Origin of the sequence: Pseudomonas sp. lyk4-R2A-10 (assembly GCF_030209075.1) — a bacterium.
Lineage (GTDB): Bacteria > Pseudomonadota > Gammaproteobacteria > Pseudomonadales > Pseudomonadaceae > Aquipseudomonas > Aquipseudomonas glycinae.
In genome coordinates, this window is sequence record NZ_JARVSR010000002.1 from 538652 (window position 1) to 562803 (window position 24152).

General features: G+C 61.9%; 32 protein-coding genes. 12 read left to right on the plus strand and 20 right to left on the minus strand.

All coding sequences use genetic code 11. From position 1 onward, the window contains the following. Positions 1 to 58: 58 nt before the first annotated feature. A complete protein-coding gene (locus QRN46_RS04785) occupies positions 59 to 253 on the minus strand; it encodes a hypothetical protein (protein WP_080511029.1) in 195 nt (64 codons plus the stop codon). Here QRN46_RS04785 and ftsY point away from each other — a divergent pair. From ftsY to rpoH, 4 genes are all read left to right on the plus strand, one after another. After that, positions 252 to 1745 carry a signal recognition particle-docking protein FtsY gene (ftsY, locus tag QRN46_RS04790; RefSeq protein ID WP_285354348.1) on the plus strand — a complete coding sequence of 498 codons (1494 nt, stop codon included), beginning with the start codon at positions 252 to 254 and terminating at the stop codon, positions 1743 to 1745. The two genes, QRN46_RS04785 and ftsY, sit on opposite strands and share 2 nt — an antisense overlap. After that, complete coding sequence (ftsE, locus tag QRN46_RS04795) at positions 1742 to 2413, plus strand: cell division ATP-binding protein FtsE (RefSeq protein ID WP_007953396.1); 672 nt, start codon at positions 1742 to 1744, stop codon at positions 2411 to 2413. Before ftsY ends, ftsE begins: the two co-directional genes overlap by 4 nt. Next, positions 2410 to 3435, plus strand: coding sequence for a permease-like cell division protein FtsX (gene ftsX / locus QRN46_RS04800; RefSeq protein WP_064380089.1), 1026 nt, complete (start codon positions 2410 to 2412; stop codon positions 3433 to 3435). The genes ftsE and ftsX overlap by 4 nt, the downstream gene beginning before the upstream one ends. A 116-nt stretch (positions 3436 to 3551) precedes the next feature. Beyond that, positions 3552 to 4406 (plus strand): RNA polymerase sigma factor RpoH, encoded by an 855-nt coding sequence (gene rpoH, locus QRN46_RS04805; protein ID WP_007953393.1) that lies wholly within the window; start codon positions 3552 to 3554, stop codon positions 4404 to 4406. Positions 4407 to 4476: 70 nt separating this feature from the next. Here rpoH and mtgA read toward each other — a convergent pair whose 3' ends face one another. Then, on the minus strand, positions 4477 to 5199 hold the full coding sequence (mtgA, locus tag QRN46_RS04810; protein WP_007953390.1) for a monofunctional biosynthetic peptidoglycan transglycosylase: 723 nt from the start codon (positions 5197 to 5199) through the stop codon (positions 4477 to 4479). Between the two features lie 74 nt (positions 5200 to 5273). On the opposite strand from mtgA, the gene QRN46_RS04815 reads away from it, so the two are divergent. The 4 genes from QRN46_RS04815 (at position 5274) to trmB (ending at position 7517) form a co-directional block, all read left to right on the plus strand. Then, entirely contained in the window at positions 5274 to 5654 is a 381-nt protein-coding gene (locus tag QRN46_RS04815) for a DUF423 domain-containing protein (protein ID WP_011336384.1), read from the plus strand. 72 nt (positions 5655 to 5726) lie between these two features. After that, a complete protein-coding gene (gene thiS, locus QRN46_RS04820) occupies positions 5727 to 5927 on the plus strand; it encodes a sulfur carrier protein ThiS (protein ID WP_007953386.1) in 201 nt (66 codons plus the stop codon). Between the two features lie 60 nt (positions 5928 to 5987). Then, positions 5988 to 6782 (plus strand): thiazole synthase, encoded by a 795-nt coding sequence (locus QRN46_RS04825; protein WP_007953385.1) that lies wholly within the window; start codon positions 5988 to 5990, stop codon positions 6780 to 6782. A gap of 9 nt (positions 6783 to 6791) precedes the next feature. Continuing rightward, positions 6792 to 7517, plus strand: a complete 726-nt coding sequence (trmB, locus tag QRN46_RS04830; protein WP_285354349.1) for a tRNA (guanosine(46)-N7)-methyltransferase TrmB — start codon at positions 6792 to 6794, stop codon at positions 7515 to 7517. A 66-nt stretch (positions 7518 to 7583) separates the two neighbouring features. Here trmB and QRN46_RS04835 read toward each other — a convergent pair whose 3' ends face one another. The 10 genes from QRN46_RS04835 to QRN46_RS04880 form a co-directional block, all read right to left on the minus strand. After that, positions 7584 to 7907 carry a DUF3392 domain-containing protein gene (locus QRN46_RS04835; protein WP_011336381.1) on the minus strand — a complete coding sequence of 108 codons (324 nt, stop codon included), beginning with the start codon at positions 7905 to 7907 and terminating at the stop codon, positions 7584 to 7586. A gap of 22 nt (positions 7908 to 7929) precedes the next feature. Then, the gene (gene hemW, locus QRN46_RS04840; RefSeq protein ID WP_260411757.1) at positions 7930 to 9135 is read right to left on the minus strand and encodes a radical SAM family heme chaperone HemW; all 1206 of its coding nucleotides are present in this window, start codon (positions 9133 to 9135) and stop codon (positions 7930 to 7932) included. Continuing rightward, a complete protein-coding gene (rdgB, locus tag QRN46_RS04845) occupies positions 9132 to 9728 on the minus strand; it encodes an RdgB/HAM1 family non-canonical purine NTP pyrophosphatase (protein ID WP_011336379.1) in 597 nt (198 codons plus the stop codon). Before rdgB ends, hemW begins: the two co-directional genes overlap by 4 nt. Then, positions 9725 to 10159: a DUF4426 domain-containing protein gene (locus QRN46_RS04850; protein WP_011336378.1), complete on the minus strand. Its 435-nt coding sequence runs from the start codon at positions 10157 to 10159 to the stop codon at positions 9725 to 9727. The genes rdgB and QRN46_RS04850 overlap by 4 nt, the downstream gene beginning before the upstream one ends. 26 nt (positions 10160 to 10185) lie before the next feature. Further along, a complete protein-coding gene (gene metW / locus QRN46_RS04855; protein WP_011336377.1) occupies positions 10186 to 10806 on the minus strand; it encodes a methionine biosynthesis protein MetW in 621 nt (206 codons plus the stop codon). Positions 10807 to 10813: 7 nt separating this feature from the next. Beyond that, a complete protein-coding gene (metX, locus tag QRN46_RS04860; RefSeq protein WP_011336376.1) occupies positions 10814 to 11953 on the minus strand; it encodes a homoserine O-succinyltransferase MetX in 1140 nt (379 codons plus the stop codon). Between the two features lie 65 nt (positions 11954 to 12018). Further along, positions 12019 to 12309: a DUF167 domain-containing protein gene (locus QRN46_RS04865; RefSeq protein ID WP_064600087.1), complete on the minus strand. Its 291-nt coding sequence runs from the start codon at positions 12307 to 12309 to the stop codon at positions 12019 to 12021. Continuing rightward, positions 12306 to 12896, minus strand: a complete 591-nt coding sequence (locus QRN46_RS04870; RefSeq protein ID WP_011336374.1) for a YggT family protein — start codon at positions 12894 to 12896, stop codon at positions 12306 to 12308. Before QRN46_RS04870 ends, QRN46_RS04865 begins: the two co-directional genes overlap by 4 nt. 10 nt (positions 12897 to 12906) lie before the next feature. Then, entirely contained in the window at positions 12907 to 13725 is an 819-nt protein-coding gene (proC, locus tag QRN46_RS04875; RefSeq protein ID WP_011336373.1) for a pyrroline-5-carboxylate reductase, read from the minus strand. 23 nt (positions 13726 to 13748) lie between these two features. Continuing rightward, positions 13749 to 14435, minus strand: a complete 687-nt coding sequence (locus QRN46_RS04880) for a YggS family pyridoxal phosphate-dependent enzyme (protein ID WP_108563470.1) — start codon at positions 14433 to 14435, stop codon at positions 13749 to 13751. Between the two features lie 56 nt (positions 14436 to 14491). Between QRN46_RS04880 and QRN46_RS04885 the strand changes: the two genes are divergently transcribed. Further along, complete coding sequence (locus QRN46_RS04885) at positions 14492 to 15526, plus strand: type IV pilus twitching motility protein PilT (RefSeq protein WP_007953348.1); 1035 nt, start codon at positions 14492 to 14494, stop codon at positions 15524 to 15526. Positions 15527 to 15571: 45 nt separating this feature from the next. Here the strand turns inward: QRN46_RS04885 and QRN46_RS04890 are convergent, their stop codons facing one another. After that, positions 15572 to 16189 (minus strand): C40 family peptidase, encoded by a 618-nt coding sequence (locus QRN46_RS04890; protein ID WP_108563468.1) that lies wholly within the window; start codon positions 16187 to 16189, stop codon positions 15572 to 15574. A gap of 249 nt (positions 16190 to 16438) precedes the next feature. On the opposite strand from QRN46_RS04890, the gene QRN46_RS04895 reads away from it, so the two are divergent. After that, positions 16439 to 16873, plus strand: coding sequence for an NINE protein (locus tag QRN46_RS04895; RefSeq protein WP_007953343.1), 435 nt, complete (start codon positions 16439 to 16441; stop codon positions 16871 to 16873). A 36-nt stretch (positions 16874 to 16909) separates the two neighbouring features. On the opposite strand, the gene QRN46_RS04900 is transcribed toward QRN46_RS04895, so the two are convergent. The 7 genes from QRN46_RS04900 to gshB all read right to left on the minus strand — a co-directional run bounded on the left by QRN46_RS04900 (position 16910) and on the right by gshB (position 22821). Next, on the minus strand, positions 16910 to 18181 hold the full coding sequence (locus QRN46_RS04900; RefSeq protein ID WP_285354350.1) for a dihydroorotase: 1272 nt from the start codon (positions 18179 to 18181) through the stop codon (positions 16910 to 16912). Next, a complete protein-coding gene (locus tag QRN46_RS04905) occupies positions 18178 to 19182 on the minus strand; it encodes an aspartate carbamoyltransferase catalytic subunit (RefSeq protein ID WP_007913665.1) in 1005 nt (334 codons plus the stop codon). The genes QRN46_RS04900 and QRN46_RS04905 overlap by 4 nt, the downstream gene beginning before the upstream one ends. A 27-nt stretch (positions 19183 to 19209) precedes the next feature. Beyond that, complete coding sequence (gene pyrR / locus QRN46_RS04910) at positions 19210 to 19713, minus strand: bifunctional pyr operon transcriptional regulator/uracil phosphoribosyltransferase PyrR (RefSeq protein ID WP_011336369.1); 504 nt, start codon at positions 19711 to 19713, stop codon at positions 19210 to 19212. A gap of 81 nt (positions 19714 to 19794) precedes the next feature. Further along, positions 19795 to 20232: a Holliday junction resolvase RuvX gene (ruvX, locus tag QRN46_RS04915; RefSeq protein ID WP_007953334.1), complete on the minus strand. Its 438-nt coding sequence runs from the start codon at positions 20230 to 20232 to the stop codon at positions 19795 to 19797. Then, positions 20232 to 20804 carry a YqgE/AlgH family protein gene (locus tag QRN46_RS04920; protein ID WP_011336368.1) on the minus strand — a complete coding sequence of 191 codons (573 nt, stop codon included), beginning with the start codon at positions 20802 to 20804 and terminating at the stop codon, positions 20232 to 20234. Before QRN46_RS04920 ends, ruvX begins: the two co-directional genes overlap by 1 nt. 59 nt (positions 20805 to 20863) lie before the next feature. Then, positions 20864 to 21763: an energy transducer TonB gene (locus tag QRN46_RS04925; protein ID WP_011336367.1), complete on the minus strand. Its 900-nt coding sequence runs from the start codon at positions 21761 to 21763 to the stop codon at positions 20864 to 20866. Between the two features lie 107 nt (positions 21764 to 21870). Then, on the minus strand, positions 21871 to 22821 hold the full coding sequence (gshB, locus tag QRN46_RS04930) for a glutathione synthase (protein ID WP_201816631.1): 951 nt from the start codon (positions 22819 to 22821) through the stop codon (positions 21871 to 21873). Between the two features lie 490 nt (positions 22822 to 23311). Between gshB and pilG the strand changes: the two genes are divergently transcribed. Together pilG and pilH are read left to right on the plus strand one after the other, a co-directional pair. Then, on the plus strand, positions 23312 to 23716 hold the full coding sequence (gene pilG / locus QRN46_RS04935; protein ID WP_007953330.1) for a twitching motility response regulator PilG: 405 nt from the start codon (positions 23312 to 23314) through the stop codon (positions 23714 to 23716). Between the two features lie 60 nt (positions 23717 to 23776). Then, complete coding sequence (gene pilH, locus QRN46_RS04940) at positions 23777 to 24142, plus strand: twitching motility response regulator PilH (protein ID WP_011336365.1); 366 nt, start codon at positions 23777 to 23779, stop codon at positions 24140 to 24142. Positions 24143 to 24152 lie beyond the last annotated feature (10 nt).

Below are 24152 nucleotides of genomic sequence, written 5' to 3' on the forward strand. Positions count from 1 at the left end.
TATCCGGTTTTGAAACCTGATCAGGTTGTATGGGTTTGCGGCAGAAGGCTTTGGTTTATCAGCTAAACTTCGCTTTTTCGCCGATTTTGCCGGCCAGTCCTTCATTAAAACGATTCCTTTGAGGTGCCGTTGGTGCCTCGACAAAATGTTGCGCGTGAACAAGCTGGGTGAAACACAGTCTGTTCTGCATCGAATATTTATTTGCCGGGGCGCCCCTGTGGCGCGTCGCTACCGTGAGATAGCCGTCCTCCATGTTTGGTTCCAACGACGACAAGAAGACCCCAGCTGCGGCTGGCGAGAAGAAAAGCCTGTTCGGATGGCTGCGCAAGAAACCGCAGGAACCCGTCGTCGAACAGCCGACTGCCATTCCTGAGCCGGCCCCTGCGCCCGCTCCCGTATTAGAAGAAGCGCCGGCACCGGTCGTGCTGCCGATCGCCGAGCCGGTGCTGCAACCGGTGGCCGAGGCCGAGCCAGAAGCGCCGGCTGCCGCCGAGTTGCCGCTGACCCCGGCCAGCGAACCGTGGCTGACATTGCCGGTGGCGGAAGAGCCGGTGGCGCTGGTCGAAGAGGCCGCGCCGCATGTTACGCCGCCGATTCCTGCGCCGGTGGCGTTCACGCCAGAGCCTGTTCAGGCGCCGGTGGTGGAAGCTGCTCCTTTCATTCCAGAACCTGTGGTTGCTGCTCCGGTTGCTCCGATTGTCGAAGTGCCCGAGCCTGCACCTGCACCTGCACCTGCACCTGCACCTGTCGCCGTAGCGCCAGTGGAATCCCAGGTTGAAACCCAGGTCGAGGCTCCGCGTACCGAGGAAGCCAAGGCCGGCTTCTTCGCCCGTCTCAAGCAGGGCCTGTCCAAGACCAGCGCCAGTATCGGCGAGGGCATGGCCAGCCTGTTCCTCGGCAAGAAAGCCATCGATGACGATCTGCTCGACGATCTCGAAACCCGCCTGCTGACCGCCGACGTTGGCGTCGAGGCGACTTCGGTGATCATCCAGCGCCTGACCCAGAAGGTCGCACGTAAAGAGCTGGCCGATTCCGACGCCCTGTACAAATCCCTGCAGGCCGAGCTGGCCGCAATGCTCAAACCGGTCGAGCAGCCGCTGAAGATCGCTTCCCGGAACAAGCCATTCGTGATTCTGGTGGTTGGCGTCAACGGCGCCGGCAAGACCACCACCATCGGCAAACTGGCGAAGAAACTGCAACTGGAAGGCAAGAAAGTCATGCTGGCCGCCGGTGACACCTTCCGTGCCGCGGCTGTCGAGCAGTTGCAGGTCTGGGGCGAGCGCAACAAGATTCCGGTAATCGCCCAGCACACGGGCGCGGACTCGGCTTCGGTGATCTTCGACGCCGTGCAGGCCGCCAAGGCTCGTGGCATCGACGTGCTGATCGCCGACACCGCCGGTCGTCTGCACACCAAAGACAACCTGATGGAAGAACTGAAAAAGGTTCGCCGGGTGATCGGCAAGCTCGACGCCGATGCGCCGCACGAAGTGCTGCTGGTGCTCGACGCCGGCACCGGCCAGAACGCCATCAACCAGGCCAAGCAATTCAACCAGACCGTCGAACTGACCGGCCTGGCGCTGACCAAGCTCGACGGCACCGCCAAGGGCGGGGTGATTTTCGCCCTGGCCAAGCAGTTCGGCCTGCCGATCCGCTATATCGGCGTCGGTGAAGGCATCGACGATCTGCGTACCTTTGAAGCCGAACCCTTTGTCCAGGCACTGTTTGCCGAGCGGGAGCGTTCATGATTCGTTTCGAACAGGTCGGTAAGCGCTACCCGAACGGTCACGTCGGCTTGCATGAGCTGAGCTTTCGAGTCCGTCGCGGCGAGTTCCTGTTTGTCACCGGCCACTCCGGTGCCGGTAAATCCACTCTGTTACGCCTGCTGCTGGCGATGGAACGTCCGACCAGTGGCAAGCTGCTGCTCGCCGGACAAGACCTGAGCACCATCAGCAATGCGCAGATTCCGTTCCTGCGTCGGCAGATCGGCGTGGTGTTCCAGAACCATCAACTGCTGTTCGATCGCACGGTGTTCAACAACGTCGCGCTGCCGTTGCAGATTCTCGGGCTGTCCAAGGTCGAAATCGCCAAGCGCGTCGATTCGGCGCTGGAGCGTGTGGCCCTGTCGGACAAGGCCGAGCTGTATCCGGGCGACCTGTCCACCGGACAGCAACAGCGCGTCGGCATTGCCCGTGCCATCGTTCACCGTCCTGCCCTGCTGCTGGCGGACGAACCGACCGGTAACCTCGACCCGCGTCTGGCGGCCGAGATCATGGGTGTGTTCGAAGACATCAACCGTCTGGGCACCAGCGTGCTGATCGCCAGTCACGACTTGGCGCTGATTGCGCGCATGCGCCATCGCATGCTGACCCTGCAACGCGGCCGATTGATCGGCGACGGGGAGGCCGGCGTATGAGTGCAACACGCAGTCCGAAGGTTTCCGAGCGCGTGGCCCCGAAGGCCGCCGATCCGCAACCGCCAAAGAAGAAAAAGCACGACGATGACGACGGCCCGGATTTCGCCACGTTGTTCCGTGCCTGGATCGAAAGCCATCGCGCCAGCTGGATCGACAGCCTGCGCCGTCTCGGCAAGCAGCCGATCGGCAGCTTCTTCACCTGCATGGTGATGGCCGTTGCGCTGAGTCTGCCGATGGGTCTTTCGTTGTTGCTGAACAATGTCGAGCGCCTGGGCGGCTCGTGGCAGCGCGCGGCGCAGATCTCGCTGTACCTGGAGCTCGAGGCGACTCCGGCTCAGGGCGAAGCGTTGCGCGACCAGATCAAGGGCATGCCGGGCGTAGCTGATGCCGAATATGTCGGCCGCGACCAGGCGCTGGAAGAGTTCCAGCAGCAGTCCGGATTGGGCGAAGCCCTGCGCGAGCTGCCGGAAAACCCGCTGCCGGGCGTGGTACTGGTGACGCCTAACGAGGTCGACAAGTCGACCCTGGAAGCATTAAGACAAAAACTTTCCGAGCTGCCCAAGGTACAACAGGCGCAACTTGATCTAGTCTGGGTCGAGCGTCTGGCCGCCATCCTCAAGCTCGGCGACCGTTTCGTGTTCGGTCTGACGGTGTTGCTGGTTTCCGCATTACTTTTGGTGATAGGCAATACCATTCGTCTTCATATTGAAAACCGCCGCACCGAGATAGAAGTGATTAAACTCGTCGGCGGCACCGACAGTTATGTGCGTCGTCCCTTCCTTTATATGGGCGCGCTGTATGGCTTCGGTGCGGGGCTGCTGTCCTGGGGTGTTTTGGCGTTCGGCCTGAATTGGCTGAACGACGCGGTGGTCGGGCTGGCCGGCCTGTACGGCAGTGATTTCGCACTGGCCGGCGTGCCGGTTGCCGACGGTCTGTCGCTCTTGCTTGGCGCGGTGCTGTTGGGTTATATCGGTGCATGGATTGCAGTCGCACGTCATCTCAGGGAGCTGGCGCCGAAGTAGAATCTTTTTTTGCGCGTGATTGACCTTTCAGTGGTTAAGGAAACTTTCATTTGAGTTTCCGGTCAATTTTTCGCAATGCTGAAAAGCATGAGTATGTAAGTCGGAGGTTTTTCCGTATGTCCAATTCTTTGCAACCTGCATATGCATTGGTTCCAGGCGCAAACCTGGAAGCCTACGTGCACACCGTCAACAGCATTCCATTGCTGACGCCGGAGCAGGAGCGTGAACTGGCCGAGAGTCTCTACTATGAGCAGGATCTGGGGGCGGCTCGGCAGATGGTGCTCGCCCACCTGCGGTTTGTCGTACACATCGCCCGTAGCTATTCCGGCTACGGTCTGGCTCAGGCTGACCTGATCCAGGAAGGTAACGTCGGCCTGATGAAGGCCGTGAAGCGTTTCAACCCGGAAATGGGCGTGCGTCTGGTGTCCTTCGCGGTGCACTGGATCAAGGCCGAGATTCACGAGTTCATCCTGCGCAACTGGCGGATCGTGAAAGTCGCGACCACCAAGGCCCAGCGCAAGCTGTTCTTCAACCTGCGCAGCCAGAAGAAACGTCTGGCCTGGCTGAACAACGAGGAAGTCCACCGTGTGGCGGAAAGCCTCGGCGTCGAGCCGCGTGAAGTGCGTGAGATGGAAAGTCGCCTGACCGGCCATGACATGGCCTTCGACCCGGCTGCGGAAGCGGACGACGACAGTGCTTTCCAGTCGCCGGCCAACTACCTGGAAGACCACCGGTACGACCCGGCGCGTCAACTGGAAGACGCCGACTGGAGCGACAACTCCAATCACAACCTGCACGAAGCGCTGGAAGTGCTGGACGAACGCAGCCGCGACATCCTCTACCAGCGCTGGCTGGCAGAAGAGAAAGCCACGCTGCACGACCTGGCGCAGAAGTACAACGTCTCGGCCGAGCGGATCCGTCAGCTCGAGAAGAGTGCGATGAACAAGCTCAAGTTGTCGATTGCCGCATAACCGGTAGTCCGGCAATAAAAAACGCCCCGATCAGTGATGATCGGGGCGTTTTTGTTTGCCTGTCAGAACGTCATTGGGCCCAGGGCGCCCGACGTGAATCATTGAGTGTCAGCAGGTAGCTGTCGCCACCCAGCTGGCTCATCTGCTGGCGAATCCAGCCGGCCCGGCGCGACACGTAAGCGGTCGGATGACTGGCGCTCCAGACCCGGGGATTCGGCAGCACAGCCGCCAGATAACTCGCCTGCTGCCGGGACAGCGACCTGGCGCCTACGCCAAAGTGATGCCTTGCCGCCGCTTCGGCGCCGAACACACCGTCATCCCACTCGACGCTGTTCAGGTACACCTCGAGAATCCGCTGTTTGGGCCAGAACACTTCGATCAGCGCGGTAAACCAGGCCTCCAGGCCCTTGCGCAGATAACTGCGGCCGGACCACAAGAACAGGTTCTTCGACACTTGTTGGCTCAAGGTGCTGGCGCCACGGATCGAGCCGCCGAGTTCGTTGTGGGCCAGTGCTGCCTTGATCGCGCTCAGGTCAAAACCCCAGTGCTCGGGGAATTTCTGGTCTTCGCCGGCAATCACCGCGACCTTCAGGTCATCGGAGATCTCGTCCCAAGGCTTCCAGGTGCGTTGCAGATCGATCGGCTCGCCGTCGACCCAGGATTCGATCTTGCGCTCGACCATCAGCGCCGTGCCCGGTGGCGGCACGAAACGAAACACCAACACCAGCAATACGCTGCCGCCCGCGAACCAGAGCAGGGCCTTCGTGAAACGACGGAGAAATAAACGCAGCATAGAGATGGCTTGGCCGAACCGGTTGAGCGGGCCATTATACAGACCCTGCCGATCGAGTCTGACTGGAGTTCTACATGCTGCGTAGCTTTCTGATGCTGGCCGCCTTCTTTGGTTTCACCGGTGTCGGCCTCGGCGCATTCGCCGCCCATGGCCTGAAAAACCGGTTGACACCCGAATACCTGGCGATCTTCCACACCGGCGTCACTTATCAACTGGTGCACGCACTGGCGCTGTTCGGCGTGGCGCTGCTGGCCACGCAGCTTCAGGGGCGTCTGGTCGCCTGGGCCGGCATCTCGTTCACCATCGGCATCCTGCTGTTCTCCGGCAGCCTGTACTTGTTGACCACCCTCGGCATCGGCAAGCTCGGCATCATCACCCCGTTCGGTGGCCTGGCGTTCCTGATTGGCTGGCTGTGCCTCGGACTCGCCGCCTGGCGCCTGCAGCCAACCGCTTGACGCTTGGTGCTGACCTTTAGGTCATGATCGGGCTAGAATGCCACCCCCTAAAAAGTGATGGCGGCGTTGCGCATGCGCATTCAGTTGAACGGTGAATCCTTTGAACTGCCCGACGGTGAAACCGTTGCGGCCCTGCTGACCCGTCTGGACCTGACCGGACGCCGCGTCGCGGTCGAACTCAATCTGGATATCGTCCCGCGCAGCCAGCATGCCGACACCACTTTGAACGACGGCGACAACGTCGAAGTCGTGCACGCGATCGGCGGCGGCTAGTCGCCAGGCCTGCATGGGCCGACAATTCTGCAAGACCCTCACTCCAACAGAGGATTCCCCATGAGCATCGTTCGTAGCGACAAGCCTTTCGTTCTGGCCGGCCGTACTTACCAGTCGCGTTTGCTGGTCGGTACCGGCAAGTACCGTGACATGGAAGAAACCCGCCTGGCCATCGAAGCCTCGGGTGCCGAGATCGTCACCTTCGCGGTGCGCCGCACCAACCTGGGCCAGATCGAAGGCGAGCCGAACCTGCTCGAAGTGCTGTCGCCGGATCGCTACACCTTCCTGCCGAACACCGCCGGCTGCTACGACGCGGTCGAGGCCGTGCGCACCTGCCGCCTGGCCCGTGAGCTGCTCGACGGCCACAACCTGGTGAAGCTGGAAGTGCTGGCCGACCAGAAAACCCTGTTCCCCAACGTGATCGAAACCCTCAAGGCCGCCGAAGTGCTGGTCAAGGAAGGCTTCGACGTGATGGTTTACACCAGCGACGACCCGATCATCGCCCGGCAACTGGCGGAAATCGGCTGCATCGCGGTGATGCCGCTGGCCGGTCTGATCGGTTCGGGCCTGGGGATCTGCAACCCGTACAACCTGCAGATCATCCTCGAAGAAGCCAAAATTCCGGTGCTGGTGGATGCCGGTGTCGGTACCGCTTCCGACGCCACCATCTCCATGGAACTGGGCTGTGACGCCGTGCTGATGAACTCGGCCATCGCCCACGCCCAGCAGCCGATCATGATGGCCGAAGCCATGAAACACGCGATCGTCGCGGGCCGCCTGGCCTACCTCGCCGGCCGCATGCCGAAAAAACTCTATGCCAGCGCCTCTTCGCCGCTGGATGGTCTGATCAAGTAAGAGCTATTGATGACTGAATCGAACGACACGCCAATCCAGACGGAAGAAGGCGACGAGCGCCAACACCGCCGCATCAAGAGTTTCGTGATGCGCGCCGGGCGCATGACCGAAGGCCAGCAGCGTGGCCTGGATCAGGGCGCGCCGAAGTTCGTCCTGCCGCTGGCCGATGCGCCGGTGGATTTCGACCAGGTGTTCGGCCGTTCCGCGCCGCGTTCGCTGGAGATCGGTTTCGGCATGGGCCACTCGCTGCTGGAGATGGCCGCCGCTGCGCCGGAGCAGGATTTCATCGGTGTCGAGGTTCACCGTCCGGGTGTCGGCGCACTGCTCAACGGCGTGCTGACTCAGGGCCTGACCAACCTGCGGGTCTACGACTGCGACGCGATCGAAGTGCTCAACCGCTGCATTGCCGACAACAGCCTCGATCGCCTGATGCTGTTCTTCCCGGATCCGTGGCACAAGAGCCGTCACCATAAGCGCCGCATCGTTCAGGCGTCCTTCGCTGAACTGGTGCGCAGCAAATTGAAGGTTGGCGGCATTCTGCACATGGCCACCGACTGGGAACCGTACGCCGAATACATGCTGGAAGTGATGAACGTCGCCCCGGGCTATCGCAACCTTGCCGAAGACGGCAAGTGCGTACCCCGCCCGGCCGAACGCCCGATCACCAAGTTCGAACGCCGTGGCGAACGTCTTGGGCATGGCGTGTGGGATCTGAAGTTCGAAAGGCTCGCTTAAACGTTACGCAATAAAAAACTGTGGGAGCCAATGGCTCCCACAGTTGTTTTGGGTAGTAGCTGAAAATCAGCGGCGATCCGCGACCACGCCAATCAACACAAGCACCACCAACAACACCGGCGCCAGGCTGTAGTTGTTGAACTGGCTCAGCCCCTTCACCACCCACGGCGTCGCGTAGATCAGCGCCGCGCCGCTGCCGATCATGCACAGCAGGGCCATCAGCGGCACGCGCAGGGCGCCGGCGATGCTGCCCAGGCGTTGCTCGACCCAGCCCTTGAAGTCGGCGCCGAACAGCACCAGCAGGCAGCCCACCAGCGCCAGGGCGATTTCCGAGAGGTTGCTGCGGCTCCAGCGGGAGACGGTGGCGAGCAGGTCGAGTATCAAATCCATGCGTTTTCCCTTGGGACTGAAGTCAGTTCAGAAATTGTTGCAGCAAGTCGTTGAGGAACAGCTGTCCGCGCTCTGTGGTCGCCAGGCGTGACGGTTCGACCTGCAACAGACCGCTTTGTTCGGCCTCGCGCCGACCTTCGGCAAGCGTGTCCAGCGACAGGCCGGTGCGCTCCGGGTACAGGCGCGATTCGACGCCGGCGGTGAGGCGCAGGGCGTTCATCAGGAACTCGAACGGCATCTCGTCGTTGGTCAGGGCTTTCTCGCCGGCCTGGAAGCTTTTGGCCGGGTTGAGGTAGTCCTTCGGCAGGCGTGTCTTCCAGGTACGCACGATGCGCCCGTCCGGGTGACTGAGCTTGCCGTGGGCGCCGGCGCCGATGCCGATGAAGTCGCCGAAGCTCCAGTAATTGAGGTTGTGCCGCGCCGGTCGACCCGGTTGGGCGTAGGCCGAAATTTCGTACTGCGCGTAACCGTGCTCGGCCAGCAGCGCCTGCCCGGCCTCTTGAATGTCCCACAGCGTGTCGTCTTCCGGCAGCACCGGCGGCTGGTTCCAGAACACGGTGTTCGGCTCCAGTGTCAGCTGATACCAGGAAATATGCGTCGGCTTCAGTTCGATCGCCTGGCGCAGATCGCTCAGGGCATCGTCCAGTGACTGGTCCGGCAAGCCGTGCATCAAGTCGAGGTTGAAGTTATCGAACCCGGCCTGGCGCGCCATGCCGGCGGCGCGTACGGCTTCATCGCCGTTGTGGATTCGGCCGAGGGCCTTGAGCTTTTCCTGCTGGAAGCTCTGGATACCGATCGACAGGCGATTGATTCCCAGCTTGCGGTAGGCGACGAACTTCTCTTGCTCGAAAGTCCCGGGGTTGGCTTCCAGGGTGATTTCGATGTCATCGGCAAACGGGATGCGTTGTTTGACGCCTTCCAGCAAGCGACCAAGGGCTTCGGCACTGAACAGGCTCGGCGTGCCGCCGCCAAAGAAGATCGAACTCAACTCACGGCCGTACACCGCGTGCAGATCCTGATCAAGGTCGGCCAGCATCGCGTCGACATACTCCTGCTCCGGCAGCACCGGGCTGGCGGTGTGGGAGTTGAAGTCGCAATAGGGGCATTTGCGCACACACCACGGGATGTGGATGTACAGCGCCAGGGGCGGCAGCGTCGGCAACGGCGCCCGAGGCGAGGAGGCGGCGCCGCCGATAATCAGCGACGACGCGGAGGAGCTATCGGTCATTTCAAGCCCAGACGCTGGCGCAGCAGATCCATTGCACGGGCGCGGTGGCTGATCTGGTTCTTGTCGCTCGGGCTCAGTTCGGCGCTGGACACGTTACGCTCCGGCACCCAGAACAATGGGTCGTAGCCGAAACCGTGCTCACCGCTGGCGGCGGTCAGAATGCGCCCGTGCCACAGGCCTTCGCAGAGGATCGGCAGTGGATCGTCGGCGTGACGTACCAGCGCCAATACGCAGACGAACTGCGCGCCGCGTTCGGCTTCCGGCACGTCCTTCAAGGCGTCGAGCAATTTGGCATTGTTCGCCGCGTCGCCCTTGCCGTCGGCGTAGCGCGCCGAGTAGATGCCCGGCGCACCGCCGAGGAAATCCACCGCCAGACCCGAGTCGTCGGCCAGCGCCGGCAGACCGGAAATGCGCGCGGCATTGCGGGCCTTGAGGATCGCGTTCTCGACGAACGATAGGCCGGTTTCTTCCGGCTCCACGCTGCTGAATTCGCCGATCGAGCGCAATTGCACCGAGTCGCCGAGCATGGCCTGGAGTTCCTTGAGTTTGCCGGCGTTATGGCTGGCCAGTACGAGTTGCTTGAGATTGATCATTGGCCAGGGAAAAGCTCTTGGTTGAAATTGAGGGTGTTGATCTTGTCGCCGGTCTGTACCTTGATTTCAAAGGTGCGGGTTTCCTGCTGCTCCACCGGGTACTGGGCGATGTAGTAGATCGCGCCCTGTTCGGTGATCTGGCGGAAAGTCAGCGGCACGCTCTGGCTGGTCAAGTCCTTGACGGTGCCGGTGACCTGGGCGATCAGCGGCTTGCCGTCCTTGATCACCGAGACATTGATCACGCCCTGGTTCTTGCTGCGGATCAGCTCGGCCGCCTTGGCGATGTCCGGCGTCAGGAAGGTCGAGTTGAAGGTGTTGTAATGCACGGTGACATCACCGAACACTTCCTTGCGTTCGCCCTTGATGGCATCGGCGGCCACGGCCGACAGGCTCAGGCAGGCGGCCAATAGCGCGGTAATCAAGCGTCCCATGTTCGTTCTCCTCGCAATGTCGTGGTTCAGACCGCGATTCTGTGATCCGCAAGCCCCGGGCTGCTGACGCGGTAGATACCGATCTCACCTAACAGATTAGGCCATAGCTTACTGGCCCACCCGTGGCGGTGCTGTTGATCCACGGCAAGCCGATCAATGACCTTCGCCTCACGTTCGCGACAAAGTTCTTCAAAGTCTTCGAAGGTACAGAAGTGGATGTTCGGCGTGTTGTACCAGGTGTACGGCAGGAATTCCGACACCGGCATCCGACCCTTGCTCGCCAGGTACCAGCGGCAGCGCCAGTGACCGAAATTCGGGAACGTGATGATGCACTGGCGACCGACCCGCAGCATTTCGTCGAGGATCTTGTCCGGGTAATGCACGGCTTGCAGGGCCTGGGTCATCACCACGATGTCGAAGCTGTTGCTGGCGAAGTTGCCCAGGCCCTTGTCCAGGTCCTGCTCGATGACGTTGATGCCCTTGGCCACGCACTCGGCGATGTTGTCCGGGTCGTTTTCCAGGCCGTAGCCGGTGACCTGCTTGTGGTCGCGCAGCCAGGTCAGCAATTCGCCGTCACCGCAGCCGAGGTCGAGCACGCGGCTGCCGGCGGGGATCCATTCCTGGATGATTTCCAGATCAGCTCTCATGGCTTTCTCACAACGTAATGCGGTTCATGTAATTGCCGAACGCCTGCAAGTAGCGCGGGATCGGAATCAGGAAGGCGTCGTGGCCCTGGGGCGCGTCGATTTCCAGGTAGCTGACGTCCTTGCGCGCCGCCATCAGCGCATCCACCAGTTCCCGCGAGCGGGCCGGGGAGAAGCGCCAGTCGGTGGTGAACGACATCACGCAGAACTTGGCTTTTGCACCTTCGAAGGTTTTCGCCAGGTTATCGTTGAAGTTCGCCGCCGGATCGAAGTAGTCCAGCGCCTTGGTCATCAACAGATAGGTGTTGGCATCGAAGCGCCCGGAGAACTCTTCGCCCTGATAGCGCAGGTAGCTTTCGACCTGGAACTCGACGCTGTGGAAGTCGTAGTTGAGCTTTTCGCTCTTCAGGCCACGGCCGAATTTCTCGCCCATGGAGTCGTCGGACAGGTACGTGATGTGCCCCACCATCCGCGCCAGCATCAGGCCGCGCTTGGGGATCACGCCGTGTTCCTGGAACGAGCCGCCGTGGAATTCCGGGTCGGTGAGGATCGCCTGGCGCGCCACTTCGTTGAAGGCGATGTTCTGCGCCGACAGCTTGGGGGCCGAGGCGATGGCCAGGCAGTGGCGAACGCGATCCGGATAGGTGATGGTCCATTGCAGCGCCTGCATGCCGCCCAGGCTGCCGCCGATCACCGCGGCCCACTGGCCGATGCCGAGCAGATCGGCCAGACGTGCCTGGCTGTGCACCCAGTCTTCCACGGTCAGCACCGGGAAGTCGGCGCCGAATGGCTTGCCGGTTTCCGGGTTGAGGCTGCTCGGGCCGGTGGAACCGTTGCAACCGCCGAGGTTGTTCAGGCTGACCACGAAGAACTTGTTGGTGTCGATCGGTTTGCCGGGCCCGATGCAGCTGTCCCACCAACCGGGCTTGCGGTCGTCGACGCTGTGGTAACCCGCAGCGTGGTGGTGGCCGGACAAGGCGTGGCAAATCAGTACGGCGTTGCTCGCTTGCGCGTTCAGCGTGCCGTAGGTTTCGTAGATCAGGTCATAATCGGCCAGCGAACGGCCGCAGGCCAGGGCCAGCGGTTCGCTGAAGTGCGCCGTTTGCGGCGTCACCAGACCAACAGAATCGGGGGGAAAGGCAGCTGGCATCGACCCTGCTCTCGTTGAAATGAGGCGTAAGTCTAAAGACCGGTGGGGTTAGCGGCAAGCAACGATCAGGGGCGGCAGAGCCCCGGCAGATCCGGCAGCTTTTTCGGTGCGCTGATGCGCACTCGCTTCTGCCGGTTCAGCTCACCACTGAGCAAACTGACCTGGCTCTTGGAAACCCCAAAAGCCTTGGCCAGGAACCCCATCAGGTACGCATTGGCCTTGCCCTCGACCGGCGGCGCGGTCAGGCGGATTTTCAGGCGATCACCGTGCAGCCCGCAGAAATCATCGCTGCGGGCGGCCGGTTGCAGGTGACATTCCAGAATCAGGTCGTCACCGTCCCAGCGAAACCAGCTCACATCAGCAGGCGCAGGATTTCCGGCATCATCGTCATCGCCGCGAGGTTGTTGATCACCAGCATGTCGATCAGCTTCAGCACGAGGAAGGCGAAGATCGGCGACAGATCCAGACCACCGAGGTTCGGCAGGATGCGGCGGAACGGCGCCAGGGCCGGTTCACAGATCTGGTTCACCAGTTCGGCGCCCGGATTGTGGCTGCCCGGTGCGACCCAGGACAGGATGATGCTGATGATCATGGCCCAGAAGAAAATCTTCAGGAACAGCGCCGTCACGCCGATCAGCGACCAGATCAGCAGTTGCAGCGGGTTACCGGTGGTGCCGTAGGTCAGCAGCAGCGTCAGCGCCATCAGCGCCAGTTGCACGAGGATCGCCAGCACCAGCGACGACATGTCGAGGCCGAACAGGCTCGGGATGATCCGGCGCAGTGGCTTGAGCAACGGCTGGGTGGCCTTGACCACGAACTGGCACAGCGGGTTGTAGAAGTTCGCCCGCACCAGTTGCAGGACGAAGCGCAGCAGCACGATCAGCAGGTACAGGCTGCCGAGGGTTTGCAGCACGTAGACCGCTGCGGTGTTCAATCCAATCATGTAAGGCTCCTTATTTGCCCAATTGTTCGGCCATTTCGGCCGAGCGGTGCGCGGCGGCGCCGAGTGCTTTTTCCACCAGGGCTTCGAAGCCGCCGGCCTGGAACGATTTGATCGCAGCTTCCGTGGTGCCGGCCGGCGAGGTCACGCGGCGGCGCAGTTCGGCCGCGTCGACGTCGCTGGATACCGCCATCTGCGCGGCGCCCAGCGCGGTCTGCAAGGTCAGCTGCTCGGCGGTTTCCTTCGGCAGGCCGAGTTTGACGCCGGCGGCGGTCATGGCTTCGATCAGCAGGAAGAAGTACGCCGGGCCGGAACCGGAGACAGCGGTGACCGCGTCCAGTTGCTGCTCTTCGTTCAGCCACAGGGCGATGCCCACGGCGGACAGCAGTTCTTCAGCCTGTTGACGCTGTTCGGCGCTCACCTTGCCTGTGGCGTACAAGCCGCTCACGCCCTGGCGCAGCAGCGCCGGGGTGTTCGGCATGCAGCGCACGATCGGCTGTTCGCCGAGCCAGGCCGTCATGCTGGCGCAGGTGATGCCGGCGGCGATGGACACCACCAGTTGATTCGGTTTCAGGCTCGGGCGAATCGCTTCGCACACCAGCTTCATGGCTTGTGGCTTGACCGCCAGTACCACTACATCGGCGCCGTCGATGGCCTGGGCGTTGTCGGCGAAGGTTTCGATGCCGTGTTCGGCGCTGACTTTGGCGCGGGTTTCTTCACCCGGATCGCTGGCGCGGATGTGTGCAGCTTCCAGACCCTTGGCCCGCAGGCCGCCGATCAGGCTGGCGGCCATGTTGCCGGCACCGATAAAGGCAATACGTGTGTTGCTCATGTCAGGTCCTTATCTGGAAATGGTCAAGATTGGGAATAGTCACGGGCGCCGAACAGGGCCGTACCGATACGGACCCAGGTCGCGCCCTGGGCAATGGCCGACTCGAGGTCGTGGCTCATGCCCATGGAAAGTGTGTCGAGCGGCAGATCGAGGCCGGCCTGCAACTTCTGAACGGCGGCGAATGCCGCGTCCTGCTCGGCGCGATCTTCGGTCGGCTCGGGAATTGCCATCAGCCCGCGCAGCTTCAGGCGCGGCAGGGCGCTGATAGCCTGGGCCAGGGCCGGCAGGTCTTGCGGGGTGCAGCCGGACTTGCTGGCTTCACCGCTGACGTTGACCTGAATGCAGATGTTCAGTGGCGGCAGATCCGCCGGGCGTTGTTCGGACAGGCGTTGGGCGATTTTCAGACGATCCACGGAGTGCACCCAGGCGAAATGCTCGGCAATCGAGCGGGTCTTGTTCGACTGAATGGGGCCGATGAAGTGCCAGATCAAGGGCAGGTCGGCCAGTTCGAGCTGTTTGGCCAGGGCTTCCTGCAGGTAGTTCTCGCCGAAATCACGCAGGCCGGCGGCATACGCTTCACGCAGGGCTTCGGACGGTTTGGTCTTGCTCACGGCCAGCAGCTGGACGCTGTTTTCATCGCGTCCGGCGGCAGCGGTGGCGGCATGAATACGCGAACTAACCTGGAGAATGTTGTCTGCTATCGTGGACATCAAGAGGCGCCAGCGGTCTGAAGGTTCGCGGCATTCTACTGGAATTGAGGGACGCTATGGATATCACTGAACTGCTGGCCTTCAGCGCCAAACAGGGCGCTTCCGACCTGCACCTGTCGGCCGGTCTGCCGCCGATGATCCGCGTGGATGGCGATGTGCGGCGGATCAATCTGCCGGCGCTGGATCACAAACAGGTGCACGAGCTGATCTACGACATCATGAACGACACCCAGCGGGTGGACTTCGAGAAACATCTGGAAACCGACTTTTCCTTCGAAGTCCCCGGCGTGGCGCGCTTCCGGGTCAATGCCTTCAACCAGAACCGTGGCGCTGGCGCGGTGTTCCGGACCATTCCGTCGAAAGTGCTGAGCATGGAAGACCTCGCCATGGGCGACGTCTTTCGCAAGATCACCGATGCGCCACGCGGGCTGGTGCTGGTGACCGGGCCGACCGGCTCCGGCAAGTCCACGACGCTGGCGGCAATGATCGATTACCTCAACACCCATCGCCATCACCACATCCTGACCATTGAAGATCCGATCGAATTTGTCCACGAATCGCGCAAATGCCTGATCAATCAGCGCGAAGTCCATCGCGATACCCGTAGTTTCGCCACCGCATTGCGTTCGGCATTGCGCGAAGACCCGGACGTGATCCTGGTGGGCGAGATGCGCGATCTGGAAACCATTCGCCTGGCGCTGACGGCGGCCGAGACCGGGCACTTGGTGTTCGGCACCTTGCACACTACTTCGGCAGCCAAGACTATCGACCGGGTGGTGGACGTGTTCCCCGGGGACGAAAAATCCATGGTGCGCTCGATGCTCTCGGAGTCGTTGCTGGCGGTGGTGTCGCAGACGCTGATCAAGAAGATCGGCGGTGGTCGGGTGGCGGCGCACGAGATCATGCTGGGCACTTCGGCGATCCGTAACCTGATCCGCGAGGACAAGGTGGCGCAGATGTATTCGGCGATACAGACCGGCGGCTCGCTGGGGATGCAGACACTCGACATGTGCCTGAAGGATCTGGTGACCAAAGGCTTGATCAGCCGCGAACATGCGCGGGAGAAGGCGCGCACGCCGGATAACTTTTAGGCAAAAAAAACGCAGCCCGTGGGCTGCGTTTTTTTACCTGAACAATCAGCGCTGAACGACGCGCATCTGCCCCGATTCTTTCGGCAATACGCGTTTGGCCACCACGTAATGCTTTTCCCAGTACGGCTTGTTCAGTGTGTCGATGCTCACCGCTTTGCCGCGCCGTGGCGCATGGATGAAACGGTCGTTGCCCAGGTAGATGGCAACGTGATTGACCCGACGGCTCTTGATGTTGAAGAAAATCAGGTCGCCCGGCTTCAGGTCCTTGCGTTCGACTTTCTCGCCGTGACCGCTGGCCATGGCGTTCGAGGTGCGTGGCAGGTCGAACGTGGCGTCGTTGAACGCATACTTCACCAGACCGCTGCAGTCGAAGCCTTTACTCGGGCTGCTGCCGCCCCAACGGTATGGCGTACCGAGGACGTTTACCGCGCGACTCAGGACGTTACTGCTTTCCTTGGTCGCCATCGGTGGCACCAGCTTGCTGCGGCCGGTGCTGCTCAGCGTGGTGTGTTTGACCTGTTTGCCTTTGTTCGAAGGAGCAGAGGCATGGGATTTAGGGGTGAAACCGTTAACGTTGGGAAGACGTTGCTCACGATTGGTGGCGTGGGCGGCCAGTGGCATTAATAGGCAAATGGTTAGCCATGTCTTGAAAAATGGACGCATTAGGCAGGGCTCTTGGTGTGTTAGCGCGCAACTTTATAACAGCTTTTTTGTCACTTCCGAGGCCGTTGGTCGATTCAATCGGGTGCCAACGGAACCAAATAAGCGGCAAAAAGACGCAATTGTCGGACAGAAGTCCGGTGCTATAAGGCTTTGACGGGACACACGGTAGCATTTGCCATACGTCGGCTACCTGTAAAAAAGTCACAAAGAATTAAAGAATATTTATCTATCGCGTGTATCGAGGTCTTAATGAACGGCTATCAGCTGCCCCGTGTGAAGGAAAAAGACACCCATAGCAAGGTGATCGGTTACCTGTTGTGGATTTTCGGTTTCACAGGCTCACACCGCTTCTATTACGGCAAGCCGGTGACCGGCACGATCTGGTTTTTCACTTTCGGGTTGCTGGGGATCGGCTGGCTGATCGACGTGTTCCTGATCCCGGCGATGGATCGCGAAGCCGACCTGCGTTTCGCCGCGGGCCCGATCGAGTACAACGTGGCATGGATTCTCCTGACCTTCCTCGGCGCGCTCGGCGTGCACCGGATGTATCAGGGCAAGTGGATCAGCGGGGTGGTGTATCTGCTGACCGGCGGGTTGTTCTTTCTGGGGGTGCTGTATGACTTCTGGACGCTGAACGATCAGGTGTCCGTGCGTAATGCCGAAGGGCGCGGCGCCTTTCAGTAAGTGATGGCGAGGGAGCTGGCTCCCTCGCCATTTTTTTTACGCCTGATGGCTGATCCGGCCATCCACCAGCGTGTAACGCACAACACCTGGCAGGCTATGGCCGAGGAACGGGCAGTTCTCGCCCTTCGACAGCCAGGTTTCGCCGGCAACGGTCGAAGCCTTCGGATCGAACAGCACGATATCCGCCGCGCCACCCACCGCCAGTTTGCCCGCCGGCAGGCGCAGGGCTTCGGCCGGGCCGGTGCTCAGGCGGGCCAGCAGGGTCGACAGGTCCAGCAGGCCATCCTCGACCAGGGTCATTGCCAGCGGCAGCAGCAGTTCGACGCTGCTGATGCCCGGCTCGGTCGCGCCGAACGGTGCCAGTTTGGCATCGCGCTCGTGGGGCTGGTGATGGCTGGAGATGGCCGAGACCACGCCGGACTTCACCGCTTCACGCAGACCGTCGCGATCCACACGGGTGCGCAGCGGCGGTTGCACGTGATACAGGCTGCTGAAGTCGATCAGCGCTTCGTCCGTGAGGATCAGCTGATACAGGGCGACATCCGCCGTGACTTTCAAACCACGGGCCTGGGCCTGAGCGATCAGGGCCACGCCGCGAGCGCTGGTCAGCTGGCTGAAGTGCGCACGCACGCCGGTCTGCTCGACCAGCAGCAGATCCCGGGCCAGGGCCACGGTTTCAGCGGTTTCCGGGATGCCCGGCAGGCCGAGGAAACTGGCGGTGGCGCCTTCGTGGGCCAGGCCGCCGTCGGCCAGGTCGTGATCCTGCGAGTTGAAAATCACCGTCAGGTCGAAGGTCGCCGCGTAATCCAGCGCCCGGCACAGGGTGCGGGTGTTGCGGAAGCTTTCCAGGCCGTTGCCGAACGCCACGCAACCGGCGTCGCGCAGGGCAACGAGTTCTGCAAGCTGCTCGCCATCCAGACCTTTGCTCAGCGCCCCGATCGGGAACACCTTGGTGTTGCCGGCCTCGCGGGCGCGGTCGAGGATCAGCTCGGCCACGGCGGAGGTGTCGAGCACCGGTCTGGTTTTCGGCGGGCAGCACAGGCTGGTCACGCCGCCGGCCGCCGCAGCGCGGGTTTCGCTGGCGATGGTGCCTTTGCGGCTGTAGCCCGGCTCGCGCAGGGCGACGTTGAGGTCGACCAATCCCGGAGCGGCAACAAGGCCTTGGGCGTCGATGGTTTCGACGGCGGTGAAACCGGCCGGTGCAGCGCCGAGGGCGACGATCTTGCAGGCTTCAACGTGAATATCGGTAATTTGATCCAGGCCGCTGCTTGGATCGATGACGCGGGCGCCGAGAATGCTGAGCTTCACTGGGCGTTCTCCTGCTCGAATTGGCGCTGGGCAGTCTGTCCGCTCATGGCCATCGACAGCACGGCCATACGGATTGCGATGCCGTAGGTGACTTGATTGAGGATCACCGAGTGCGGGCCGTCGGCCACCGCCGACTCGATCTCCACGCCGCGGTTGATCGGCCCCGGGTGCATGACGATGCAATCGGGCTTGGCGCCGGCCAGGCGCGCGGTGGTCAGGCCGAACAGGCGATAGAACTCGCCTTCGCTCGGCAGCAGACCGCCAGTCATGCGCTCACGCTGCAGGCGCAGCATGATCACCACGTCGACGTCTTTCAGTCCTTCGGTCATGTCGGTGTAGACCTTCACACCGTATTGCTCGATGCCGATCGGCAGCAGGGTCTTCGGTGCGATCACGCGGATATCCGGGCAGCCGAGGGTCTTCAGGGCGAGCATGTTCGAGCGCGCCACCCGCGAGTGCAGGATGTCGCCGACGATGGCCACCGAGAGGTTCTCGAAACCGCCCTTGTGACGGCGGATGGTCAGCATGTCGAGCATGCCCTGGGTCGGGTGCGCGTGCCGGCCGTCGCCGCCGTTGATGATCGCCACTTGCGGGCAGACATGTTCGGCGATGAAGTGCGCGGCGCCCGAGTCACCGTGGCGCACGACGAACATGTCGGCGGCCATGGCCTCGAGGTTGCGCAGGGTGTCGAGCAGGGTTTCGCCCTTGCTGGCCGAAGAGGTCGACACGTTCAGGGTGATCACGTCCGCCGACAGGCGCTGGGCCGCCAGTTCGAAGGTGGTACGGGTGCGGGTCGAGTTTTCGAAGAACACGTTGCACACGGTCTTGCCGCGCAGCAACGGAACCTTCTTCACGGCCCGGGCACCGACTTCGAGGAACGAGTCGGCGGTGTCGAGGATTTCCGTCAGCAACTCGCGGCGCAGGCCGTCGAGCGAGAGGAAGTGGCGCAGCTGGCCCTGATCATTGAGCTGCAGCGGGCGCTTGGTATCTAGAGGCGTCATCGCGAGGGGGACTCTCAATAGGGCGGATTAAAGGGCAAGGTCTTGCAGTTCGAGGGCCAGCTCCGGCCCGGACAGCTTGACCCGCTCGTGGGCGGCCAGCGACAGGGTCGCGCCGACCACGTTCGGGCGGATCGGCAGTTCGCCGGCATCCAGGTCCAGCAGGCAGACCAGCGTCACGCTGGCCGGGCGGCCGTAGTCGAACAGTTCGTTCATGGCGGCGCGGATGGTCCGGCCGCTCATCAGTACGTCGTCGATCAGCACCAGATGCTGGCCTTCGATTTCGAAGGGCAGGGCGGACGGGCGCACCTGCGGGTGCAGGCCGTTCTGGCTGAAGTCGTCGCGGTAGAAGGAAACATCCAGCGTGCCCAATGGCGCGTCGCTACCCAGCTCTGCGAGCAGGGCCTGGGCGACCCAGACGCCGCCGGTGCGGATGCCGATGTAACGCGGTTCGCTGATATTACGCTGGGCAAGGTGCGCCTTGAGGCGGGTCGCCATCTGGCTGATCAGATCGGCGGGATTGGGCAGGCTCATGGTTGCTCCTTCTCGGGGTCGAGCCGGTTCTCGCGAACCGGGGCTCGGGTTGTAACCAAAAGAAAAGCGCCGTAGCGCTTGTCAGGATTCAAATAGTGCGGTGTTTTCGTCGAGCCAGCCTTGCAACAGCAGGGCGGCGGCGATGGCGTCCACCGGGTTATCGCGGTAGCTGCCTTTCTGTCCGCCGCGCACCAGTCGTTCGCCCTTGGCTTCGAAGGTCGTCAGGCGTTCGTCGTGGGTATAGAAAGGCAGGTTGAAGCGGCCATTGAGGCGACGGGCGAATTTCTCGGCGCGGGCGCACATCTCGCTGGGCGTACCGTCCATGTTCAGGGGCAGGCCGACCACCACGGCGTCGGGTTTCCATTCCTTTATCAGGGCTTCGACCTGATTCCAGTCCGGTACACCGTTCTGCGCCTTCAAGGTGCACAGTTCGCGGGCCTGGCCGGTAATCACCTGGCCGACCGCCACGCCGATCTGTTTGGTGCCGTAGTCGAAGCCGAGGATCAGGCGCAGGGCCATCAGGCGTGTCCTGCCTGGCTGGTCAGCAGGCTGAGGTTGATCCCCAGGTGCCTGGCCGCCGCTTCCAGGCGCAGTTCACTGCTGGTGTTGAACAGGATGTCGGCGTCGTACGGGCAGGTCAGCCAGGCGTTGTCGGCCAGTTCGGCCTCCAGCTGACCGGCTTCCCAGCCGGCGTAACCGAGGGTGATCACGCTTTTCGCCGGGCCCACGCCGTCGGCGATGGCGAACAGCACGTCCTGCGAGGTGGACAGGGCCAGATCGCCCTCCAGCTCGACGGTCGCCTGGAAAGTCTTGCCCGCCGGGTGAAGGACAAAACCGCGATCGGTCTGCACCGGGCCGCCGATGAAGATCGGCACGTGCTGGCACAGCGCTGGCGGATCGATGTCCGGGCGCAGTTGTTCGAGGATGTCGGCCAGATTCAGCTCTTGCGGTCGGTTGACCACCAGCCCCATGGCGCCATTGGCCGTGTGCTCGACGATGTAGGTCAAGGTGTGGGCAAAGTTCGGGTCGGCCATGTGTGGCATGGCGATCAGGAAGTGATGCTTGAGGTAGCTGGGGCTGACGTTTTTCATGTGCGCTAGTGTGGCGTTCGGGGGGCGAACTGACAAGCTGGAGCGGGCAAAAGATCGACTCAGTTACTGGACAGCCGGTCGCCCCGGGCGAATTTCCAGGTGCGGATGATTTCCAGTCGGTCGATGTCCGACAGGTCCCCGGTAAACGGTGCAAACGGGGCTGCCAGTCGCACGATGCGTTGTGCTGCCTGATCCAGCAGCGGCTGGCCGGAGGACTCCAGCACCAGCACTTCATACAGCGAGCCGTCGCGGTTGATCGACACCATCAGGCGCAGATTGCCGTAGATCTGCTTGCGCCGGGCTTCGTCGGGGTAATTGAGGTTGCCGATGCGCTCGACCTTCTTGCGCCACTCGTCCTTGTACCAGGCGCCCTTGTCGCGCATGGTCGACGCGGCGCTGAGGCGGTGGATGCGTGGGCGCTTGGCATACAGCTGTTGTTCGTTGGCCAGTTCGGCTTCGAGGCTGGCGATGTCGCTGGAGAGCTGCGAGCTGTCGAAGGTCGGGGCGTCGACCGTCGGTTTGGTCTCGGTCTTGGCTTCTTCTTTCTTGGTCGGCGCCTTTTTCGGTTTCGGCGCGACGGTCGTCACTGCTGCTTTGGGTGCGGCTTCCTGCACTTCCGGCTTGGCGGCGGGCGGCGGGGTGACTTTCTTGACTTCGTTTGCCTGGAACGGCGCGACCTCGGTGGTCTTGGGGATCGCCTTCTTGTCGAGGGTGCCGCTGCCTTCCTGGTTTTCCTGGGCGAGGAAATCGGCCTTCGCCGGCTTCTTTTCGCTCTTGAAGGTGGCGAGGGTGATTTCCAGGGTTTTGCTGATCTGCTTGGGCTCGACCATGGTGAAACCCACGCCGAGCAGCAGCGCCAGATGGATCAGCGCCGCGAGAAACAGGGTAAATCCGAGGCGATCGACCGGGCGCACGCCTTTATGGGCGAGTTCAGCGGGCAGATCGGACGGAAGTGTCATGACAAGAAAACCAACATCGCGTTTTTCACAGGCCGCGCATGATAACGCAATGTTGGTTTCACGCCTTTAGCTTCAAGCATCAAGCGACAGGCTGCATGTGATGCACATCAAGCTTGCAGCTTTTTCTCGATCGCATCCATCAGCATCCCGCCGATGTCGGTGCCGAAGGCATTGTCGATTTCGCGGATGCAGGTCGGGCTGGTGACGTTGATTTCGGTCAGGTGCTCACCGATCACGTCCAGGCCGACGAACAGCAGGCCCTTCGCGCGCAAGGTCGGGCCGACCTGAGCGGCGATCCAGCGATCCTTGTCGGTCAACGGACGGGCTTCGCCACGGCCGCCGGCCGCGAGGTTGCCACGGGTTTCGCCCTGGGCCGGAATCCGCGCCAGGCAGTAATCCACCGGCTCGCCGTCGATCATCAGGATGCGCTTGTCACCGTCCTTGATCGCCGGCAGGTAGGCCTGGCCCATGATCTGCTGGGCGCCGAGGGCGGTCAGGGTTTCCAGAATCACCGACAGGTTCGGATCGCCGGCGCGGTGACGGAAGATCGAAGTGCCGCCCATGCCGTCCAGCGGCTTGAGGATCACGTCGCCATGTTTGGCGGCGAATTCACGCAGCACGTCGGCGCGGCGGCTGACCACAGTCGGCGGCGTGCACTGCGGGAACAGGGTGGCGAACAGTTTTTCGTTGCAGTCGCGCAGGCTCTGCGGCTTGTTGACCACCAGCACGCCGGCGGACTCGGCCTGTTCGAGCAGGTAGGTGGAGTAGACGAACTCCATGTCGAACGGCGGATCCTTGCGCATCAGGATCACGTTCAGGTCGCTCAGCGGCGAATCCTGCTCGGTGCCCAGTTCGAACCATTTTTCCGGGTTGGCGAAGACTTTCAGCGGCTTCATCCGCGCCCGTGCCTGGCCTTCACCCTGGTAAAGATCTTTCTGTTCCATATAGAACAGTTCCCAGCCGCGCTTTTGCGCCGCCAGCAGCATGGCCAGCGAGCTATCCTTTTTATAGGAAATGCTGGCGATAGGGTCCATGACAATCCCGACGCGAACGCTCATTGGGTTTTCCTCGAAAATTGGCTACCGGATCGGTATGAAAAAAGTGCCGCCAGAGTGGCGCCGGGCGGGTTTTCGGTCAAGGAAAAACCCGTCGATAGATTGCGTCTGGAGACTGTGCTAAAAAGGCTCCCATCGTGCCAGGGGGCGTTCTCAGTTGGTTTCCCCTCCGCGTTGTCGCCTAAAAACGGCCCAGGCAAGGCGCGGGCCGCAGGGAATGGTTATTCCCTTTCCAAGGCCTGCAACGCAGCCTGGGCCGTTTTTAGGCACAACCCGAAGGGCCGGGCCTGCTGTTGTGCAGGGCTGCGTTGCTCGAAGCTTATTTGGAACGACCAAACCACGCTTCTCGCGCCTTGCCCTGCACAACAGCAGACCCGGCGCGGAGGGGAAACCAGCTGAGAACGCCCCCTGCCCTTGAGCATCAAGGGTTTCCAGCCATCAGTCATCGCAAAACGGACAAATTGATTCGCAAAGGCGACGGTAGAGCCCCCTTATGGAACAGCAGTCCAGCGCCTTGAAGGTCATGGTGATCGACGACTCGAAAACGATTCGTCGCACCGCCGAGACCCTGTTGAAAAATGCAGGGTGCGAAGTCATCACCGCAATCGACGGTTTTGACGCCCTGGCGAAGATCGCCGATCACCATCCCGGAATCATCTTTGTCGACATCATGATGCCGCGTCTGGATGGTTATCAGACCTGCGCTTTAATCAAGAACAACAATGCGTTCAAGGGCACGCCGGTGATCATGCTGTCGTCCCGGGACGGGCTGTTCGACAAGGCCAAGGGGCGGATTGTCGGTTCCGATCAATTTTTGACCAAGCCTTTCAGCAAGGAAGAACTGCTCGACGCGATTTCGGCCCATGTTCCGGGCTTCGCTGCCGCTTTGCCGCAGTAAGACACGCACAGAGACGCTCGGCCAGCGGGCCCGGTGTCGACAAGAAAAATGGGGAAGACCATGGCACGTATCCTGATCGTCGACGATTCGCCGACCGAAATGTACAAACTCACCGGCATGCTGGAAAAGCACGGGCACGAAGTGCTGAAAGCCGAAAACGGCGCCGACGGCGTGGCCCTGGCCCGTCAGGAAAAACCCGATGCGGTGCTGATGGACATCGTCATGCCCGGCCTCAACGGCTTCCAGGCTACCCGTCAGTTGACCAAGGATGCGGAAACCAGCCACATCCCGGTGATCATCATCACCACCAAGGATCAGGAGACCGACAAGGTCTGGGGCACCCGCCAGGGCGCCAGGGACTACCTGACCAAACCGGTCGACGAAGACACGCTGATCAAGACCCTGAACAACGTGCTGGCCGGTTGATCGCGCCGCC

Coding starts and splice junctions, on each gene's coding strand:
- QRN46_RS04880 (WP_108563470.1), bottom strand. CDS start 14,435: ATGTCCACGATAGCAGACAACATTCTCCAGGTTAGTTCGCGTATTCAT.
- QRN46_RS04885 (WP_007953348.1), top strand. CDS start 14,492: ATGGATATCACTGAACTGCTGGCCTTCAGCGCCAAACAGGGCGCTTCC.
- QRN46_RS04905 (WP_007913665.1), bottom strand. CDS start 19,182: ATGACGCCTCTAGATACCAAGCGCCCGCTGCAGCTCAATGATCAGGGC.
- ftsX (WP_064380089.1), top strand. CDS start 2,410: ATGAGTGCAACACGCAGTCCGAAGGTTTCCGAGCGCGTGGCCCCGAAG.
- pilH (WP_011336365.1), top strand. CDS start 23,777: ATGGCACGTATCCTGATCGTCGACGATTCGCCGACCGAAATGTACAAA.
- ftsY (WP_285354348.1), top strand. CDS start 252: ATGTTTGGTTCCAACGACGACAAGAAGACCCCAGCTGCGGCTGGCGAG.
- trmB (WP_285354349.1), top strand. CDS start 6,792: ATGACTGAATCGAACGACACGCCAATCCAGACGGAAGAAGGCGACGAG.
- hemW (WP_260411757.1), bottom strand. CDS start 9,135: ATGACCGATAGCTCCTCCGCGTCGTCGCTGATTATCGGCGGCGCCGCC.
- mtgA (WP_007953390.1), bottom strand. CDS start 5,199: ATGCTGCGTTTATTTCTCCGTCGTTTCACGAAGGCCCTGCTCTGGTTC.
- proC (WP_011336373.1), bottom strand. CDS start 13,725: ATGAGCAACACACGTATTGCCTTTATCGGTGCCGGCAACATGGCCGCC.
- QRN46_RS04785 (WP_080511029.1), bottom strand. CDS start 253: ATGGAGGACGGCTATCTCACGGTAGCGACGCGCCACAGGGGCGCCCCG.
- ruvX (WP_007953334.1), bottom strand. CDS start 20,232: ATGGCCCTGCGCCTGATCCTCGGCTTCGACTACGGCACCAAACAGATC.
- QRN46_RS04835 (WP_011336381.1), bottom strand. CDS start 7,907: ATGGATTTGATACTCGACCTGCTCGCCACCGTCTCCCGCTGGAGCCGC.
- gshB (WP_201816631.1), bottom strand. CDS start 22,821: ATGAGCGTTCGCGTCGGGATTGTCATGGACCCTATCGCCAGCATTTCC.
- rdgB (WP_011336379.1), bottom strand. CDS start 9,728: ATGATCAATCTCAAGCAACTCGTACTGGCCAGCCATAACGCCGGCAAA.
- QRN46_RS04925 (WP_011336367.1), bottom strand. CDS start 21,763: ATGACACTTCCGTCCGATCTGCCCGCTGAACTCGCCCATAAAGGCGTG.
- rpoH (WP_007953393.1), top strand. CDS start 3,552: ATGTCCAATTCTTTGCAACCTGCATATGCATTGGTTCCAGGCGCAAAC.
- thiS (WP_007953386.1), top strand. CDS start 5,727: ATGCGCATTCAGTTGAACGGTGAATCCTTTGAACTGCCCGACGGTGAA.
- QRN46_RS04920 (WP_011336368.1), bottom strand. CDS start 20,804: ATGAAAAACGTCAGCCCCAGCTACCTCAAGCATCACTTCCTGATCGCC.
- pilG (WP_007953330.1), top strand. CDS start 23,312: ATGGAACAGCAGTCCAGCGCCTTGAAGGTCATGGTGATCGACGACTCG.
- metX (WP_011336376.1), bottom strand. CDS start 11,953: ATGCCAGCTGCCTTTCCCCCCGATTCTGTTGGTCTGGTGACGCCGCAA.
- QRN46_RS04870 (WP_011336374.1), bottom strand. CDS start 12,896: ATGATTGGATTGAACACCGCAGCGGTCTACGTGCTGCAAACCCTCGGC.
- QRN46_RS04815 (WP_011336384.1), top strand. CDS start 5,274: ATGCTGCGTAGCTTTCTGATGCTGGCCGCCTTCTTTGGTTTCACCGGT.
- pyrR (WP_011336369.1), bottom strand. CDS start 19,713: ATGAGCCTGCCCAATCCCGCCGATCTGATCAGCCAGATGGCGACCCGC.
- ftsE (WP_007953396.1), top strand. CDS start 1,742: ATGATTCGTTTCGAACAGGTCGGTAAGCGCTACCCGAACGGTCACGTC.
- metW (WP_011336377.1), bottom strand. CDS start 10,806: ATGAGAGCTGATCTGGAAATCATCCAGGAATGGATCCCCGCCGGCAGC.
- QRN46_RS04850 (WP_011336378.1), bottom strand. CDS start 10,159: ATGGGACGCTTGATTACCGCGCTATTGGCCGCCTGCCTGAGCCTGTCG.
- QRN46_RS04895 (WP_007953343.1), top strand. CDS start 16,439: ATGAACGGCTATCAGCTGCCCCGTGTGAAGGAAAAAGACACCCATAGC.
- QRN46_RS04890 (WP_108563468.1), bottom strand. CDS start 16,189: ATGCGTCCATTTTTCAAGACATGGCTAACCATTTGCCTATTAATGCCA.
- QRN46_RS04825 (WP_007953385.1), top strand. CDS start 5,988: ATGAGCATCGTTCGTAGCGACAAGCCTTTCGTTCTGGCCGGCCGTACT.